Source organism: uncultured Pelagimonas sp., assembly GCF_947498515.1.
Classification (GTDB): domain Bacteria; phylum Pseudomonadota; class Alphaproteobacteria; order Rhodobacterales; family Rhodobacteraceae; genus Pelagimonas.
In genome coordinates this window covers 334,742-353,323 of record NZ_CANMKO010000001.1, presented here as the reverse complement: position 1 = coordinate 353,323, position 18,582 = coordinate 334,742, and the positions used below count along the sequence as shown (strand labels likewise).

General features: G+C 56.6%; 16 protein-coding genes. 1 reads left to right on the top strand and 15 read right to left on the bottom strand.

Annotated elements, in window-relative coordinates; genetic code table 11:
- Positions 1–39: 39 nt before the first annotated feature.
- The 8 genes from Q1A43_RS01840 to Q1A43_RS01805 all read right to left on the bottom strand — a co-directional run bounded on the left by Q1A43_RS01840 (position 40) and on the right by Q1A43_RS01805 (position 7,414).
- Positions 40–1,524, bottom strand: coding sequence for an AMP nucleosidase (locus Q1A43_RS01840; RefSeq protein ID WP_299921138.1), 1,485 nt, complete (start codon positions 1,522–1,524; stop codon positions 40–42).
- Between the two features lie 116 nt (positions 1,525–1,640).
- The gene (locus Q1A43_RS01835) at positions 1,641–2,189 is read right to left on the bottom strand and encodes a DUF3299 domain-containing protein (protein WP_299931989.1); all 549 of its coding nucleotides are present in this window, start codon (positions 2,187–2,189) and stop codon (positions 1,641–1,643) included.
- A 50-nt stretch (positions 2,190–2,239) separates the two neighbouring features.
- Entirely contained in the window at positions 2,240–2,740 is a 501-nt protein-coding gene (locus tag Q1A43_RS01830) for a DUF3299 domain-containing protein (protein WP_299931987.1), read from the bottom strand.
- A gap of 20 nt (positions 2,741–2,760) precedes the next feature.
- A complete protein-coding gene (locus Q1A43_RS01825; protein ID WP_299931985.1) occupies positions 2,761–4,011 on the bottom strand; it encodes an ABC transporter permease in 1,251 nt (416 codons plus the stop codon).
- Positions 4,008–4,703, bottom strand: coding sequence for an ABC transporter ATP-binding protein (locus Q1A43_RS01820; RefSeq protein WP_299931983.1), 696 nt, complete (start codon positions 4,701–4,703; stop codon positions 4,008–4,010). Before Q1A43_RS01820 ends, Q1A43_RS01825 begins: the two co-directional genes overlap by 4 nt.
- Positions 4,704–4,709: 6 nt before the next feature.
- Positions 4,710–5,396, bottom strand: a complete 687-nt coding sequence (locus Q1A43_RS01815; protein ID WP_299931981.1) for a DUF2796 domain-containing protein — start codon at positions 5,394–5,396, stop codon at positions 4,710–4,712.
- 363 nt (positions 5,397–5,759) lie between these two features.
- On the bottom strand, positions 5,760–6,548 hold the full coding sequence (locus Q1A43_RS01810) for an exodeoxyribonuclease III (RefSeq protein ID WP_299931979.1): 789 nt from the start codon (positions 6,546–6,548) through the stop codon (positions 5,760–5,762).
- 212 nt (positions 6,549–6,760) lie between these two features.
- Positions 6,761–7,414, bottom strand: a complete 654-nt coding sequence (locus Q1A43_RS01805) for a peroxiredoxin (protein WP_299931977.1) — start codon at positions 7,412–7,414, stop codon at positions 6,761–6,763.
- Positions 7,415–7,590: 176 nt separating this feature from the next.
- Here Q1A43_RS01805 and Q1A43_RS01800 point away from each other — a divergent pair, with 176 nt between their 5' ends.
- Positions 7,591–9,030 (top strand): aldehyde dehydrogenase family protein, encoded by a 1,440-nt coding sequence (locus Q1A43_RS01800; protein ID WP_299931975.1) that lies wholly within the window; start codon positions 7,591–7,593, stop codon positions 9,028–9,030.
- A 120-nt stretch (positions 9,031–9,150) separates the two neighbouring features.
- On the opposite strand, the gene Q1A43_RS01795 is transcribed toward Q1A43_RS01800, so the two are convergent.
- The 7 genes from Q1A43_RS01795 to Q1A43_RS01765 form a co-directional block, all read right to left on the bottom strand.
- On the bottom strand, positions 9,151–9,804 hold the full coding sequence (locus Q1A43_RS01795) for an RluA family pseudouridine synthase (protein ID WP_299931973.1): 654 nt from the start codon (positions 9,802–9,804) through the stop codon (positions 9,151–9,153).
- A 30-nt stretch (positions 9,805–9,834) separates the two neighbouring features.
- Positions 9,835–10,719 (bottom strand): EamA family transporter RarD, encoded by an 885-nt coding sequence (gene rarD, locus Q1A43_RS01790; RefSeq protein WP_299921152.1) that lies wholly within the window; start codon positions 10,717–10,719, stop codon positions 9,835–9,837.
- A gap of 261 nt (positions 10,720–10,980) precedes the next feature.
- Positions 10,981–11,403 carry a DUF3995 domain-containing protein gene (locus Q1A43_RS01785; RefSeq protein ID WP_299931971.1) on the bottom strand — a complete coding sequence of 141 codons (423 nt, stop codon included), beginning with the start codon at positions 11,401–11,403 and terminating at the stop codon, positions 10,981–10,983.
- A gap of 177 nt (positions 11,404–11,580) precedes the next feature.
- Positions 11,581–14,034: an FAD-dependent oxidoreductase gene (locus Q1A43_RS01780; protein ID WP_299931969.1), complete on the bottom strand. Its 2,454-nt coding sequence runs from the start codon at positions 14,032–14,034 to the stop codon at positions 11,581–11,583.
- 76 nt (positions 14,035–14,110) lie between these two features.
- Entirely contained in the window at positions 14,111–15,109 is a 999-nt protein-coding gene (locus tag Q1A43_RS01775) for a helix-turn-helix domain-containing protein (protein ID WP_299931967.1), read from the bottom strand.
- The gene (locus tag Q1A43_RS01770) at positions 15,106–15,996 is read right to left on the bottom strand and encodes a homocysteine S-methyltransferase family protein (RefSeq protein WP_299931966.1); all 891 of its coding nucleotides are present in this window, start codon (positions 15,994–15,996) and stop codon (positions 15,106–15,108) included. The genes Q1A43_RS01775 and Q1A43_RS01770 overlap by 4 nt, the downstream gene beginning before the upstream one ends.
- Positions 15,997–16,059: 63 nt before the next feature.
- Positions 16,060–18,507 carry an FAD-dependent oxidoreductase gene (locus tag Q1A43_RS01765; RefSeq protein ID WP_299931964.1) on the bottom strand — a complete coding sequence of 816 codons (2,448 nt, stop codon included), beginning with the start codon at positions 18,505–18,507 and terminating at the stop codon, positions 16,060–16,062.
- Between the last annotated feature and the right edge of the window lie 75 nt (positions 18,508–18,582).

Genomic DNA, 18,582 nt, shown 5'->3' with positions numbered 1-18,582 from the left:
ACCTTTAAAATATAGCGAATCCTGACACTTTCCCCGGCGTCAAAGGAATGCAGTCTCCTCAAAACTACGCAACTTCCGGCTGTGAATGCGTTCCAGAGGCATCTCCCGGAGTTTTTCCATCGCCCGAATCCCTATCATCAGGTGTCGCGCGACCTGTGTTTTATAGAAGTCAGACGCCATTCCGGGCAATTTCAGCTCGCCGTGAAGCGGTTTGTCCGACACACAAAGCAGCGTTCCATAAGGCACACGGAATCGAAACCCATTGGCGGCGATCGTGGCGCTTTCCATGTCTAGGGCAATGGCACGCGATTGGCTTAGCCGTTGCACCGGCCCGCTATGTTCGCGCAGCTCCCAATTGCGGTTATCCACCGTGGCAACGGTGCCGGTCCGCATGACCCGCTTAAGGTCATACCCTTCAAGCTGGGTTTCCTGCGCCACCGCTTGTTCCAACGCAATTTGGATCTCCGCCAAGGCCGGGATTGGCACCCAAACCGGCAAATCAGCATCCAAAACTTTGTCTTCGCGCAGATAGGCATGGGCCAGAACAAAATCCCCAAGGCTCTGGGAATTGCGAAGGCCAGCACAATGGCCAACCATCAACCACGCATGCGGACGCAAGACCGCGATGTGATCGGTGGCGGTTTTGGCGTTTGACGGCCCCACACCGATATTCACCAAGGTGATGCCCGCCCCACCTTCGCGTTTCAGGTGATAGGTCGGCATTTGCGGCATACGCACTGCGCTCGGAAGCTCACCGTCCGCGGTTGTAATCTCGGCATTTCCGGTGCTGACAAAACTGGTGTAACCGCTCGTCGGATCGGCCAGCTGTTCGCGCGCATAGGCTTCGAACTCAGACACATAGAATTGGTAGTTGGTGAAGAGCACATGGTTCTGGAAATGTTCGGGATCAGTGGCGGTGTAATGCGCCAACCGCGCTAGGGAATAGTCCACCCGTTGCGCCGTGAACGGGGCCAATGGGGCCGGTTCGCCCGGGGCCGGATCAGCGACGCCATTTACAATGTCATCATTGGTGGTTTCCAGATCGGGTACATCAAACACATCGCGCAGCACAAAGGCCCCTGCCCCTTCTTGAGGGACATTGATGTCAGGAAAGTTAGCAACGGCGAAATGCACCGGCATAGGGGTGTTTGAAACGCCGATCTGGACTTTGACGCCGTGATTGTGGAACAACAGGCCAATCTGTTGACGAAGATAGTGGCGGAACATCCGCGGCCGTGTGACCGTCGCCGCATAGCACCCAGGCGAGGTGACATGGCCAAAGCTCAGCCGACTATCGACCTTAGCAAAGCTTGTCGTGGTGATACGGATTTCAGGATAAAACGCCCGGTAGCGAACGCCGGGATGCCCCTTTGCCATCGCAGACATGAAATGGTCGCGCAAAAACACCGACGCGGTTTCATATAGCTCGATCAACCTATCGACGGCGGCCCTTGGGTCTTCGAAACTTTCGGCCATCGGTGCCTGAGGCGATACGATCTGCAATTCTGCGGCTTTATCCTGCATTGTTTTTCCTTTTGTTTTTAATTGATCGAACCTGACAGGTTGTCGCGGCAGGATCAAGTCAATCCAGCCATGCGAATTGTGAAGGTTTGGCAACGCAGCGCCACCAAAAGCAGTGGTCAAAAGGAAAAGGGCTCAATCTTGTCGGCCGCCATGGCATAGCCAACATCCGCGAATTCGGTGGTCAACGAGGACACGCCGAATTGCCCCGTCACATAGACCGCCTCAAAAAGCCCGGAGCTTTCAAAAGGGGTTTTTGTAGTGACAAAAACCAATTGGTTTGCGGGCGGTGGCGGCACATGCACACAGGCACCAACGAACGGCACCAAGATAAAAGCCGTGACCCCCGATCCAGTGAAATCTATCGGCACGACAAAGCCCCGCATACGGACGGTTTTGCCATTCCAATCTGGTCGCACTTGCCCGGATGCCGGTTGCAGGCGCGACAGCGGGGCGGTGGTATGGTCAATCTCGCCGCGCAACGAATAGGGAACACTGATTTGATCCTCGGAGGCGAGATCAGCCCAGTCCAAATCAATGATCTCTTTCGCCCAAGCCCGCCCTCCGAGCAGCGGCAAAACGGCAAGCCCGGCCAAAGCGCTCCGCCGGGTTACCAGAGCCTTTGGCTTGTCACTGTGACCGGCGTGTTTGGCGAAGAAATCCATCATTTTCCACCTCTATTGCCACTGGCGGTCAAGAAAGCCGTTCGTGATCTGGCTCACCACTCATAGACTTCGATGTTGTCTGCTGCGATTGAATAGCCTGTTTGACCAAGGCCGGTAGATTGCAATTTTGTTCGCAAAATACCCGAGACCCAAATGGCTTGCCACAGTTGATCAGCGGGCCAGGGTTTGGCCGTGTTCACAAAAACAAGCTGATTTGCCGGCGGCGGCGGCGTATGGATGCAAGCCCCGACATAGGGCACGAGCATGAAACTGGTCACGCCATCGGCGTTCATATCGAAGGGCACAACAAACCCTGGCATTTTGACGAAAACGCCATCAAGTTCGTTGTTTAGCTTGATACCGTTCTCATCATAGATCGGGTTCCAAGTATCATTGACCGCGTCCATATCGCCTTCGCCAATGATTTCCGAATAGGGCACACCGGAGGGGATCAAATCATCCCATGTGATCTCTCTGACTGTTGCGGCAAATGCGGCCTGAGGCGCGCTCAATGCACCTGACAAAAGCGCCAATGCCGTTCTGCGATTTACCATCTAAAGCCCCGTTTCCTGCTTTACGTTTTCACCATCATACCATCGGCGACCGACATTCTATAGGCCCGCAGTGCAGGGACAAGGCTCACAATTGCGCCAGCGGCGATAACACCCAAAATCACCCATAGTTCGCGCATCATTGGCGCTTCGATGGGCAACCAAAGCCCAAAGGCGCGATCAACAACGGGTTGGGCGATCACAAGTACGGCATAGACCAACATCACCCCAAGCAAAGCACCAACAGCCGCCATCAGCATGGCTTCAAATACCAGCATCGCAATAATCCTTGCCGGTCGTGCCCCCATGGCACGGTAAATTGCCATCTCGCGGCGGCGCTCATTGAGGCTGGAAAAGATCGTGGCCATCATCCCGATCAAAGCCGTCACAACAACCATGCCAGACACAGCCAAAAGCGCCGTTTCGGCAAGGCCAACGATGCTCCATAATTCTTGCAAGGCGACCCCGGGAAGAACGGCCAAAAGCGGCTCTTGCGGGTATTCATTGATCGCACGTTGCAACGAAAACGTCTGGAGCGGGCTTTTGACCCCCACCAAGGCCGCGGTCACCGCTTTTGGTGTCAAATCCATTTCACGGATGACGTCTTGGGGGGTGGATTGGCCCGGAATTTTGGCACCGCTGCGCCAATCGACATGGATCGCTTCGATGGCTTCCAAGCTGACAATCACCGTGCGATCCACCGGCGTGCCGGTTTTTTCAAGAATGCCGGACACGCGGAACGGCTGATCTTTGTGTTCGGTGAAAGACGCCAATCCATGCGCAACAACAATCGGATCACCAATCTTGTAGCCAAGGCTTTGCGCGACATCCGCGCCGATCACGGTGTCGAACAGATCGTCCATGATGACACCATCGACAACGGCAAGCGAACGGCCCTGCCGATATTTGTAGTGCTCAAAAAAACCGCGTGTTGTGCCCATAACGCGAAATTGCCGGTGGCTATCTCCAAGCGCGATTGGAACAATCCAATCAACTTCTGAGCGCGCGGCAATGTCTTGATAGCTTTCCCAAGTCACATTGTTGGTCGCGTTGCCAATGCGAAAGACGGAATACAGCAAGAGCTGAACAGACCCAGACCGCGCGCCAACAATCAAATCTGTGCCCGAAATCGTGTCTGCAAAACTGTCCTTTGCCCCGGTGCGCACCTTTTCAACACCAAGAAATAAAGCCACCGACAGGGCAATGGCCAGAATCGTCATGCCAACGGTCAACGCCCGTGCAAAAAGGGACGCGATAGCAAGGTGAAGGATCATTGGCCGTCCCTTTTTATCTCGGCGATATCTTCCAATCGGATCACGCGGTCAAAACGGTCCCCCAAACGCGGGTCATGGCTCACCATCAAAAGTGAGGTCTTGTGCGCGCCGATCTGCCCGAACAAGAGATCAAGAAACGCTGCTTGGCTTGTTGCATCAAGCGCCGAGGTTGGTTCGTCCGCAATGATCAACGGCGGGTGTCCAATAAGCGCACGCGCAACGGCGACACGTTGTTGTTGCCCAACGCTCAACGCACTTGCCTTTGCCCGGGTCGTGCCATCCGGCAGGCCGAGCGCGCGACATAGGTTTTCGGCTTCGCGCGTGGCGTCATGCGTCCGTTTTCGTCTTTGCGGCGCAAACTGCAACGGGAGCATTATGTTGTCAGAGACCGTCGCAAAAGGGAGCAAGTTGAATTGCTGAAAAATCACCCCGGTTTGTTCGGCGCGAAACCTGTCCCGCGCGCCGCCTGACAGGGCGGAAATGTCGGTTCCGTCAAGGGTGATTGACCCGCTATCAGGGAGAAGTGTTCCACAAATAAGCGACAAAAGCGTGGATTTCCCCGATCCACTTTCGCCCAATAACATCACCGACTCACCTTCGGCCACGATCAGGTCCGGAACGGACAGGGAAAACCCCGCCCGACCCGGCCACCGGAAATTGACCTGTGAAAGTGAAAGGACCGCTTTTGTCACCCGCGTTCAGCGCTCCAGATCAAGGGTTGGTGCAGCACGTTCCACGTCAAACGCTTTTGCACCCGATGCTGATATGAATTGTACCTCAACTTCTTTGGCATTGGGAAACAATTCAAAATAAGGGAAAGACATTTCTGTAAAGGCATCCGGGCTCTCGCAAGTCAGGGCGAAATGCGCTTCAAATTCCGTATGTCCAGATACGTCGTCATGCTCCTCATGGCCGTGGTCGTCGTGCTCTTCATGGTCGTGATCGTCATGCTCTTCGTGCGCGTGGTCGTCATGCTCTTCATGCGCGTGGTCGTCATGCTCTTCATGCGCGTGGTCGTCGTGCTCTTCATGCGCGTGGTCGTCGTGCTCTTCATGCCCTTCTTCGGCATGGTCATCACTCACCAGAACCGCATCGGCTTTGGCAACGCGACACCCTGCTGCCTCGGGAAGATCGAACAACTCGAGCGGTGAGCGCAATTGATCCAAAGCAACTTCAATCTTGGCCAGATCAGCCTCGCTTGACGCCACATACTCAAACCCAACTATGTCTGCCCCCGGCGCTTGGAATTCCATATGGACGGTTGCGCCGTCCATCGCAATGTTAAGCGTCGCCACCCCATGTTCGTGTGCATCAAGATGACGAGTTTCTTCGGCAAAGGCAGGAATTGCCGCAACAAGCGCAATCAGAGAGATCGTTAGTTTCATTCTAAATCCTATACGATTTGGAGAGCCACAAATTACGAAGCGAAGGCGCCGTCAAGGCAGAGAGTTCATCGCAACAGTCCACTCGGGATGCCCTTTTCGTGTCAAACCTTCGCGCCCAACCCGATGGTGTCACCAAGGTTAAATGTGTTCGACATCCAATCACCCGCACTAGTCCACCCGTCACAAAAAGGCCAAGCCAATGCGCGATTTGACATACACCACCCTTCGCTCACGGCGATTAGTTACTTTATAACATAACATGCCACAAGATGAAAATTAACCTCTGAGAACCTATTTGCCGGCGCTCAACCAGTGATCGTAGCGACCCTCACGCGATGCGGCGTTGAAGGTCGCGCCTTAGGATCAGAGATCAAACGTCGCAAAGACCGGGGCGTGGTCGCTTGGCTTTTCCCAGCCGCGTACATGGCGCAACACCTTGCTGGAATGGGCCGCGTTGGAAATATCCGGCGTGGCCCAAACATGGTCCAAACGGCGCCCTTTGTCCGCACCGTCCCAATCTTTCGCGCGATACGACCACCAACTATAAAGCAAGCCGTCGGGAATATCCTGACGTGTCACATCCACCCATTTGGCAGCATCTTGGACTTGCGCCAAATGGTCGACTTCAATCGGCGTGTGCGAGACAATCTTCAAAAGCTTTTTGTGGTCCCAAACATCATCTTCGCGCGGGGCAATATTGAGATCACCCACCAGAATACTTTTTTCAGGCTTGTGCGCATGAAACCAATCGCGCATTTCAGTCAGGTAATCGAGCTTTTGACCAAACTTGACGTTGATCTCACGATCCGGCTTGTCGCCGCCCGCAGGCACATAGAAATTATGGATTGTCACACCGTTTTCCAACCGCCCGGCGATGTGACGCGCGTGTCCCAAATCTGCGAAATCCTCGCGCGCTACCTCTTCTATCGGCAGTTTCGACAAGATCGCAACGCCGTTGTAGCCCTTTTGGCCATTGGCAACCATATGAGTATAGCCCAGCTCGGCAAACACCTCGGCCGGGATTTTGTCGACCGGAGATTTGCATTCCTGAAGGCACAAAACATCCGGTGCTTCTTCGGTCATCAGCTGCGACACAAGCCCCTGACGCAAACGCACGGAATTGATGTTCCAAGTGGCAAGGCTAAAGGGCATGGGGTCTCTCCTGATCAACGCGCGCGGACTGTGCCAAGGCGCGAACAAAAGGGCAACCCGAACCCTGCGCTTTGCGCAGAAATTCACCGCTCCAACCCGAACTCCGCTTCGACACAAGCTGCGCCTTTATCCACTATTCTTGGGGTGAATGCCGCCTTAGGCGGCACAGGGGCTGGCCCCTTAATGGCCAACCCCAATTACATTAAGCCACCTTACTCAGGCAATTTCGCCATACGCAGGTAAGGCAGAACCGTGTTAATCGACCCGTATTTGGCAATCGCATCCTCATCGGACACCGCCATCGGCACCACAACATCCTGACCAACGGTCCAATTCGCCGGGGTCGCCACGTTTTCACGCGCCGAGGTCTGAAGCGCATCCAGCGCCCGTAACACTTCGGCAAAGTTGCGGCCAACGGTCATCGGATAGGTCATCGACAGTTTCAGCTTTTTGTCGGGCCCAACAATAAACACCACCCGCACGGTGGCACTATCGGCCGGTGTGCGGCCATCGGGCAAAACAAACTCCGCCGGAAGCATGTCAAACGCCTTGGCAACGGTCAGGTCTTCGTCGGCAATAATCGGGAAACCGGCGGGCGCACCGGCGGTCTTTTCGATGTCGGCTTTCCAACCTTTGTGCTCTTCAACACCGTCAACGGAAATGCCCATCACCTTGGTGCCGCGCTTTTCCCATTCATCCGCCAGCTGAGCCACAGCGCCAAATTCGGTGGTGCAAACCGGGGTGAAATCTTTGGGGTGTGAAAACAGGATCGCCCAGCTGTCGCCGATCCAGTCATGCAAGCTCAACTCGCCATGATCGGTGGTGACTGTCAGGTTCGGAATCTCGTCATTGATGCGCAGACCCATGTCGCGTCCTTTCTATAAATGTCGCAGCCAGAACAATGGCCACCGCGAATAGATATTTTCCGTACGTCAGATGTAAACCCCCGTTCTAAGGAGACTTGCGAAGGCTGTGACAGGGTGCCACAGTGCCCCAGAATCCCGCCCTAATGGCGGCAGACATCTCGCTTTGGGAGACCATCATGATCGAGAAAAAACAGTTTTACATCAATGGGACATGGGTTGCCCCGGTTGCCGGTCAGGACCATCAGGTTATCAACCCCTCGACCGAAGAGCCCTGCGCGGTGATTTCCTTGGGTGGTCAGGCCGATACCGATGCCGCCGTCGCCGCTGCCAAGGCCGCCCTGCCCGGCTGGATGGCGACCCCAGTCGAAGATCGCATCACCCTGCTGGAAAACCTTTTGGCCGTCTATATGGACCGTGGCGAAGATTTGGCGCAAGCGATGAGCGTGGCCATGGGGGCCCCCATCGATATGTCGCGCACCTCACAGGTCGGTGCCGGAGCCTACCACCTCAAAAACTTCATTCGCGCCGCCAAAGCCTTTCCTTGGGAACATCCCTTTGATGAGCGCACCGACGGCGCCCGTATCATCCACGAAGCCGTTGGTGTTTGCGCGCTGATCACGCCTTGGAACTGGCCGATGAACCAGGTCACGCTCAAGGTTGGCGCGGCTTTGGTGGCAGGTAACACCATGGTATTGAAGCCTTCCGAAGAAAGCCCGCTAGACGCGATGGTTTTCGCAGAGCTGATGGATGAAGCGGGTTTCCCCCCCGGTGTGTTTAACCTTGTGAACGGCGACGGCGTTGGCGTCGGAAGCCAGCTCACCGCCCATGCCGATGTCGATATGGTGAGCTTCACCGGCTCCACCCGCGCCGGGAAACTGATCTCGAAATCCGCCGCTGACACGCTCAAACGCGTCCACCTTGAACTGGGTGGCAAAGGCGCGAACCTGATTTTTGCCGACGCCGATGAAAAGGCCGTTAAGCGCGGCGTTCTCCATGTCATGGAAAACTCGGGCCAAAGTTGTAACGCCCCAACCCGCATGATGGTCGAGGCCGACGCCTATGACCGCGTCGTCGAAGAGGCCACAGCCATGGCCGCGAAAATTCAAGTTGGCCCTGCCGATCAATCCGGTCGTCACATTGGCCCGGTAGTCAATGAAAGCCAGTGGAACAAGATCCAAGACCTGATCCAAACCGGCATTGATGATGGCGCCCGCCTGATCGCCGGTGGGGTTGGTCGCCCCGAAGGTTTGAACAAAGGCTTTTACGTTCGCCCCACGGTCTTTGCCGACGTGACCCCGGACATGACCATCGCCAACGAAGAAATCTTTGGTCCGGTCCTGTCGATCATGAAGTTTGATACCGAAGAAGAGGCGGTGCGCATCGCCAATGACACGCCCTATGGCCTAACCAACTATGTCCAAAGCTCGGATGGTGCGCGTCGCAATCGCCTCGCCCGTCAGCTGCGCTCGGGCATGGTGGAAATGAACGGCATGTCTCGGGGCACCGGTGCGCCCTTTGGCGGCATGAAAATGTCAGGCAATGGCCGCGAAGGCGGGGCCCATGGCATCCATGACTTCGTTGAAATCAAATCGATTTCCGGCTGGTCAGACGACTAAAAAACGAAAGGCCGCGCTTCATATGAAACGCGGCCCCCTGCTTCTTCTTTCCCAAAATATCCCGGGGAGACACAAGCCCGCTTGTGACGGGGCAGCGCCCCAATCTCTCCCTATTAGTCTCTAAAACGGGGCTTTGGCCCGCACCCGCACACCCTTGCCACTTTCAGGATGGCTAAAACGCAGCTCCTCGGCGTGCAACATCATCCGATCAAAATCATCCGAAGTCTCCGGCGCATAAAGCGGATCACCAATGATCGGATGGCCAAGCGACAACATATGCACCCGGAGCTGATGCGTCCGCCCAGTTTTCGGGAACAGTTTCACGCGGGTTTCATTGTCGCCATATCGCGCCACTTTCCATTCGGTCAGCGACGGTTTTCCCGTTTCATGACAGACCATCTGGCGCGGCCGGTTGGGCCAATCCACAGTCAGCGGAAGATCGACCTCCCCCTCCTTTGGTTCCAATGTGCCAAATAGCCGAGCCACATAGGTTTTTTTGGTTTTACGCGCTTCAAACTGGGCATTCAAATGACGTTGCGCATAAGCAGTTAGGCCAAAGATCATCACCCCGGATGTGTCGCGATCAAGCCGGTGAACCAAGCGCGCCGTGGGAAAGGCCACCTCAATCCGGGTCAACAAACAATCGGCCAAATCCTCGGTCTTGCCCGGAACAGACAGTAGACCGGCGGGTTTGTTGACCGCTAAAACGTCTGAATCCTCATAGAGAACCTCGACTGGGTCCATCGGCGGGTTGTAGACATCATTTTGCTGCACGGCAGGCCCCTTAGCGGTTGTGGCTTTGTTCTAGGTCTGGCGCATCTGCCGGATCAAGGGCACGGAATAGATCACAAGCGCTGCCCAAATCAATGGGAAAGCCACCTGACGGGCCGGATCGACCTCTTCGCCAAAGGCAAAAACAGCAACCAAAAAGATCATCGTCGGGGCGATATACTGCAAAATCGCGATGGTCGAAAGCCGCAGAAGCTTGGCCCCGTTGGCATAGATCAACAACGGCACGGCCGTCACCAAACCGCAGCCCATCAGCAACCACATATCATTGGTGTTGCTCATAAAATTTCCCTCAGGCCCCAGCCAGATCAGATAGCCCAAAGACGGAATAGAGAGGATCAAAACCTCAAGCATGAAGCCCTGATTTGGCCCGATGGGCAGGGACTTTTTAAAGTAGGCGTAAAACCCCCAACTGACCATAAGAGAGATGGGAATCCACGGCGGGCGCGGGGCAGCGACAAAGATAATGAGGACTGCAAAAGCCGCCAATGCGATGGCGACAAGCTGGGTCCGATTGGGTCTTTCACCCAGCAACACAGCGCCCATCGCCACGCTAAACAGCGGATTGATATAATAGCCAAGCGCCGCATCCACGGTGCGATCTACCGAAATCGCCCAGACATAAATCCCCCAATTGACCGAGATCAGCGCCGCCGTGACACAGGCCATCAGCAACATCCGCGGATTGAGCAGAGCCTCGCGTAAATCCTTGGTGCGGCGTAATAAAATCAACACCAACCCGGCGACAGGCACGGACCAAATCACCCGATGTGCCACCACTTCGATGGCGGGGATATGATCAACCAGCTTGAGATACAGCGGCAAAAATCCCCAAAGGAAATAGGCCGTCACGGCAAAGGCAAGCCCACGGGGGCTATCGGTATTGGTTTGCGATGTCATGGAGGGTCTCCTTGGGGAAATCAAACCATGCGGTCAAAAAATGTGGAAGACATGGAGTGATGACTTTTTGTGATACCCGCGCACAAACCGTGATGGAATTTGTGCTGAGAACCGGCCAATCCTCCCCAAACTCAAACCATTTTGTACCGATTGCCCGCCGAAAACGGCCCATTTCCAAGATCAGCACCGGGTTGAAGGCCGAATGCGCAGGTTTGGCACCAATCTGTACAAAAGCCCTCGCGTTTGGGGGAGATTGCCGCCTTAGAAAAGCGCGACCTGTGAGATCAACACCGCAAGGACAAGGCAGAGCGGCCCGTAGTAGCGTCGATCCATTGTTGCAAAGGGTTCGACCGGGGTCAGCGCCCGCCAAGCTCGGGTATAGCTCGCGCCGCCGCGCAGTGCAAAACCCGCCACCATCACCCAGATCGCGATGTCGTAAATCCAAACAGGAGCGAGGGGCTGTGACAGTCCCGAAACGACGAGGACGATGTGACAGCCCAGAAGCAAAAAGACAGCGACCAAGGCGCTTGCCGCCGGGGGTGGCATTCGATCCACGCCCTCAAACCCGGCCACCCGCCGCACAAGGTCTTGTTCCGATGTCGCCGGCCAAGTCACGCCAAAGGCCCATGCAAAATGCACCCCGGCAATCACAGTTAAAATGAGACTTGCGACAATCGCGGCCATGAACTTCCCCTAAGTGTTGGGCTTACCATACGGAAGCGTATGGAGCGATGCAACCGCAATGCGCCCCTTACCCCCCCTTGTCTTACGGACCAAGGCCCCACCACAAAAAAGGCCCCGACGTGTCGGGGCCTTTGTCATTGTCTCGATGCTGATCCGGATGTTGATCCGGCGAAAAGGCTAGACCTTTACCCGTTCCGATTTGGGATCGTAGAACGGTTTGCTCGACACCTCGGCTTTGACGCGGGTGCCCATGACGTCGATCTCGTAGCTTGAGGCCAGAACATCGGCGAGCTTTTCACCGGCGGCGGGCACATAGCCCATCCCCATCGCGCCCCCCAAGGTGTGGCCGTAGTTGCCCGAGGTCAGGTAGCCAACAATTTCGCCATCCCGCAGGATCGGTTCGTTGTGATAGAGCATCGGTTCGGGTTCGGTGAGCTTGAACTGCAACAGACGGTTTTGCGCGCCGATTTCCTTGCGCTTGATCACCGCCTCGCGACCGATGAAATCGCTGCCCTTGTCGACCTTGACCGCAAAGCCAAGCCCGGCATCCACGACGTGATCTTCGCAGGTGATGTCATGGCCAAAATGGCGATAGCCTTTTTCGAGGCGGGCGCTATCCATCATGTGCATGCCACAAAGTTTCAGGCCCATGTCCTGACCGGCGGCGTGCAGGGTTTCGAAGACATGCCCGGCCATATCGGCAGGCACATAAACCTCCCAGCCCAGTTCACCGACATAGGTCACACGGTGGACACGGGCGAGGCCCATGCCGATTTCGATCTCTTGCGCGGTGCCAAAGGGATTGACGTCATTGGTGAAATTCGCGGGAGAGACCGCTTCGAGCAATTTGCGCGAGTTCGGCCCCATGACGGCCAAGACACCTTCGCCTGCGGTCACATCGGTGATGACCACGTTGAAGTTGCCAGAATTGCGCATCATCCACGTTTGATCGGCCAAACGGGTCGCGGCCGGGGTGACGACCAAATAGGCCAGTTCGGATAGGCGCGTGACCGTGACGTCGGCCTCAATCCCGCCGGTGCGGTTGAGGAATTGGGTATAGACGATTTTGCCGGTTGGGACAGAGTAATCGCCGCCACCGATGTAGTTCATGAAGGCTTCGGAATCGGGGCCTTCGACGCGGATTTTGCCAAAGGAAGACATGTCATACATGCCAACGTTTTCGCGAATGGCGCGGTGTTCGTCGGCGCTATTCTTGAACCAGTTCTGGCGTTTCCAGCTATAGCGGTATTCGCGTTCCTGACCGGGATTGGCGAACCAATTGGCCCGTTCCCACCCGGCAAGTTCGCCCATCACTGCGCCCTGTTCCAACAGGTGATGGTGGAACGGTGTGCGGCGCACGCCGCGGGCGGTTTCCTTTTGGCGATAGGGGAAATGGTCGGCATACAGCAGGCCAAGCGTTTCTTTGGAACGCTCAAAGAGGTATTTTTTGTTGCCTTGGAAGGGCTGCATGCGGGAAATATCGACATCGCCGAGATCAAAGGGTTTTTCGCCGCTATCCATCCAATCGGCGAGCGCCATACCGGCCCCACCTGCGGATTGAATACCGATGGAGTTGAAGCCCGCAGCGACCCAGACATTGTCCATTTCCGGAGCAAGGCCAAGGTGATAGGCGTCATCCGGCGTAAAGGATTCCGGGCCATTGAAGAAGGTGTGAATACCCGCCTCGGCAAGCAAAGGCACACGTTCGACTGCCTTTTCAAGGATTGGCTCGAAGTGGTCGAAATCTTCCTGGAGCTGATCAAATTCGAAGCTCTCGGGGATGCCCTCCATCGCCCAGGGTTTGGATTCCGGTTCAAACGCCCCAAGCAGGATTTTACCGGCGTCCTCTTTGTAATAGGCGTATTCATCGGGCACGCGCAGCACCGGCATTTGCGTCAGACCGTCGATGTTTTCGGTGACGATGTAGAAGTGTTCACAGGCGTGTAGCGGCACGTTGGTGCCAGCCATTTTACCAACTTCGTGACCCCACATCCCGGCACAGTTCACCACCATGTCACATTCGATATGGCCACTTTCGGACCCATCATCCGCCATCCAGCCAACACCGGTGACGCGGCGCCCGGATTTGACGATTTCGGTAACTTTGATGCGTTCCTTGACCAAAGCGCCGCCCATACGCGCGCCCTTGGCCAGCGCCAGTGCGATATTGGCCGGGTCACCCTGACCATCGAGCGGCAGGTAAACCGCGCCTTTGATGCCATCTAGGTTGATGTGGGGATAGAGTTCTTGGACGCGCTCGTTTGAGATTTCCTCAACCTCGACGCCAAAGGCGCGGGCCATGGCGGCCTGACGGTAGATTTCTTCCTTGCGCTCTTCGGTCAAGGCAACGGTGATCGAACCACAGCGTTTAAAGCCGGTGGCAACACCGGTTTCTTCCTCAAGCGTGCCGTAAAGTTCTTGGCTATACTTGGCGAGTTTGGTCATGTTCTTGGTGGCGCGCAGCTGGGCGATAAGGCCAGCGGCATGCCATGTGGTGCCGGATGTGAGCTGTTTGCGTTCCAGCAAAACAACATCCTTCCAGCCCTTTTTGACCAGATGATAGGCCACCGAACAGCCGATAACACCGCCACCGATAATGACCACGCGGGCCTTTTGAGGAAGATTGCTCATGCGCTCACCGTCTCCGAAACGTCTGAAATTTGAGGAAGCTTGGCATGAAAGCCAATTCGTGAATGTTGAAAATCCGTCATCTTGCGTCGGATTTGCCAAGGTTGGTGCCCTTGGTCGCCTGTTGGCGGCGCTGTTTGCGCAGGGCAAAGGGAGTGATTCCGAAGAAGCCCTTGTAGAGGCCGGAAAACCCGCTGGGGAAACCACAGGCAAGGCCAACTTCACGCACGCTCATATTGGTGTTGAGCAACAGGTTGTTGGCGCGCGCAAGGCGGAGTTCGCGGTAATAGGTGTTGGGGGTGGTGTTCAGGTGCGTGCGGAATTTGCGTTCGAGCGAGCGGCTGGAAATATTCAACACATTGACCAGCTCGGAAATCGGCACCGGGTCTTCGATATTGGCCTGCATGATTTGCAGACATTGGTCGAGTTCACGGTCCCCCGACCCAGAGCTGCGCGCGCCACCAAGCGGTTGCCGAGTAGAGAAATCGCGGATTTTCTCGTGCAGGAGGATATTGGCGACGGTCATCAAGTTGGCCGAGGAAATGTGACGACGCAGAACCGCCAGCATCACATCAACCGTCGCCCCCATTCCAGCACAGGTCACAACCAGCCCGTCTTCGGTAGCAATGGCGTTGTCGGCGTCAAAAAGAGAGGAGCGTTCACGCAGAATATCCGAGTTTTCCCAATGGGTTGACATGCGCGTACCCTCGGTGCCGCGCTCCTTGATATAGCGGCTAGCAGCCTCGGCCAGAAGGAAGACTTGAGCGCCGCGAAAGGTATAGCGGTCGATCTGCGTCCCCACAGAAAGCGCCGGGCAATCGGGATCGGCATTGCCGATGACAAAGGCGTAATCGGCATGCGGTTTGGGGGCAAAGGCTTCGGCCTTGACGCAGACTTCGGAACTGCTGTCGACCGGACCGGCAAAGGCGCTTCGATAGGTCCAAGAAAACGGAGGAAAAGCCGCAACGCGATTGGCGATGCGCATCGCGTCAACAATGCCCGCCACTTCGGTTAGGACAAATCCATCAGCGACCAGAATGTCGACATGCCATGTTTTCTTGGGCTCGGGCGAGATCATACGATCACATGCCCAGCAGCGGCCAAACGGCGGGCGATTTCGGCGATGTGGGCGGGGCCGGTTTCACAGCAACCTCCAACAATTGTGGCCCCCATGTCGACCCAAGTCATCACCTGATCGGCGTAGGCCACGGGGCCCATATCGCGGCGCGCGCTAAGCGAATCGACGGTGGGGGCGTCTTGGAGGAAATCATTGGTGATTTGGGTAAAACCGTTGGCATAGGCCCCAAAAGGAAGACCGGATTTGGCGAGCTGTTCCAGCGCGGCGGGCATGGCCTCGGGCGCGGAACAATTGGCCAAAAGCGCCGCTGCGCCCTCCATATAAGGAAGGATGTCGGCAACGGGTTCGCCCGAGCGCAACAGCGCGCCGTTTTCGTCATCAATGGTGACGGCGATCCAGACGGGTTTGTCGGTGGTTAGCCCGGCCTCAAGCGTCGCACGGGCATGTAGAACGGAGGCCACGGTTTCAAACAGGATCACATCGACATGCGGGGCAAGGACCTGTGCTACCTCGGCATAAAGCGGCACGGACACAGATAATTCCGGATGAATATCGGGCCGATAGCTTGCCCCAAGCGGGCCAATCGCCCCGGCAATGCGCCCCGATCCATGGGAGGTGCGGGCCTCGGCGGCCTCACTCAGCGCGGCTTGGTGCAAGGCGTTAAACTGATCTTCGACCCCGGCGTTAACCAATCGGTCGCGGTGAATAGCATAGGTGTTGGTGGTGGCGATTGTGGCCCCGGCGTCGAAATAGTCGCTATGAACCGCGCGCACCAAACCGGGGCGGTCGATCATCACTTGGGTTGACCAAAGCGGCGTCGGTTGATCACCGGCGCGATGGATCAATTCCTGACCCATACCGCCATCCAAAAGGGTTATGTCTGCCATCTCTTGTCCCCTAGATTTGCAAGGCCAACGGGTGGCCTTGCAGTTGGTATAAATTGGGTTGGGTCAGGCGCGCAGGCGCTCGTTTTCCGGATCCCAAAGTGGTTTGTCTTCTTGAACCACAGCCTTGCACATTTTGCCAAAAATATTGACCTCAAGCTCGGTCCCCGGAGTGGCCAGATCAGGGCGCAGCATCGCCAGAGCGATGGAGGCGTTGACCCGGTATCCATAGGCCCCCGAGGTGGTTTCACCGACCACTTCGCCATTATGCACAATCGTCGACATATAGGGCGCGTCGGCGTCCGGGGCGTCGATGATCAGGGTGGCAAAGGCCTTCTTGCTGCCATCCTTGGCTTCGGCGGCAAGGGCGGCTTTGCCGGGGAAGTCCTGATCCTTGGTCAATTTGGTGAACCGGCCAAGACCCGCTTCGAGCATGGTGTAATCGGTTGAAAGATCACCTTTCCATGTGCGATAGCCCTTTTCGATCCGCATGCTGTCGAGGGCGAACATGCCAAAGGGCGTGGCCCCGGCATCGCGAATGGCGGTGTAAACCTCGGCGGCGTTCTCGGTTGGAACGTGAACCTCCCACCCCAATTCACCGACAAAGGACACACGGGCCATCATCGCCCCGTGGCCCGCAACAGTGGCGGTTTGCAGTGACAGCCAGCCAGCAGAGAGATCGGCGTCAGACATACCGGCAAACAGCTCGCGGGATTTCGGACCTGTGACCAGCATGGTGGTGAAGTCACGCGACACGTCCTTGAGCTCAAGACCCGCTGGCAGGTTGCGCCAGAGCAGTTCGTAGTCATGCCATTGCGCCACGGCGGCGGTCATCAGGGTGAAGTCATCGTCACCATGACGGATGCAGGACATTTCCGTCACCACCCGGCCGCGATTGTCCGAGATGTAGATCAGATTCATGCGGCCCACTTTGGGCAAGGCGCCCGCAACGGTACAGCGCAGCCATTCCGCCGCGCCCTCACCCTTGAGGGTGAAGCGCGAGAAACCGCACATGTCGATGACACCAACACCATCCCGCACCGCTTCGACTTCGCGTTTGACGGCAGCCGTCCAAGAGCCTTGGCGCAGCCATGTTTCGGTGCCTTCTTCGGAGGTGTCTTCGCCCTCGGCGGCGAACCAGCAGGCGCGCTCCCAGCCGTTGAAGGCCCCCATTTGGCCACCATCCGCCACCAAACGATCATGGTTTGGCGAGAGTTTTTTGTTGCGCCCGGCAGGCCATTGGTGATGCGGGAAGTGCATCGCATATTCGTGGCCGTAGGTTTCCATCGCCTTCTGGTAGCAAAAGTCGAAATCGGCGTGGTCTGTGTAGCGGCGGCTATCAACAGCCCACATATCCCACTCGGTTTCGCCGGTGGTGATCCATTCGGCCATGCATTTACCGGCACCACCGGCCTGCACGATCCCAAAGGTAAAGCTGTGCGCTTCAAAGGCGTTTTTGACGCCGGGCATCGGGCCCATGAGCGGCAATCCATCCGGCGCATAGGGGATTGGGCCGTTGATGTTGCGGCCAACACCGGCGGTGCCAAGGGGGGGAACCCGCTCCATCGCGTCTTCGATATACCATTCGAGACGGTCGAGATCATCGGGGTAAAGCTGGAACGAGAAATCCTCGGGCATTGGGTCGTCTTCGGTGATCCAATGGGCCTTGCAGTTGCGCTCATACGGGCCGAGGTTGAGGCCGTGGGTGTCTTGGCGCAGGTAATAAGAGCTGTCGACGTCGCGGATCATCGGAAGCTTTTTGCCGTTTTCCTTGGTCCAGTCTTCGACAGCTGGGATTTTGTCGGTCAGGAAATACTGGTGCGACATGACCACCATCGGCACGTCACGACCGCCGAAGGGTTTGAACCATTCGCCGATGCGCGCGGCATAGTAACCGCCACAGTTGACGACATAATCACATTCGATGTCACCCTTGTCGGTGTGCACAATCCATGTGTCGTCATCTTTTTGCGTGACGCCAGTCGCCGGGCAGAAACGTTGGATCGAGGCCCCGAGATCACGCGCGCCTTTGGCCATGGCTTGGGTGAGCTGGGCCGGGTCGATGTCGCCATCCAGCGGATCCCAGAGCACGGAATCGAGATCATGAGTTTCGAGGAAAGGATAGTATTCTTTGGCCTGCTCGGGGGTGAGCATGTCGAGTTGCAACCCCTGATACCGGCCCATGGAGGCCACGCGTTCAAACTCCATGGTTCGCTCTTTGGTATGACCCAAACGCAGCGCCCCAGTGACGTGATAGTTCATCGGGTAATCAACGTCTTCGGCCAAGGTGCGATACATTTCCAGCGAATAGCGCTGCATGTTCATGATCGCCCACGAGCCGGAAAAGTTCGGGCAGTTGCCAGCGGCGTGCCATGTGGACCCGGCGGTCAGCTCGTTCTTTTCGAGCAATACGCTGTCGGTCCAACCGGCCTTGGCCAGATGATACAGTGTCGAGACGCCAACGGCGCCGCCCCCGATGATGACCACGCGGGCCTTGGTCGGAAAATCGCTCATGCTAGGTTTCCTTTTCCCTGAGTTTTCTTGAAGCGTTTACAGTCCTGCCTGTATGCTGCGCGCGTATCTTGTGCG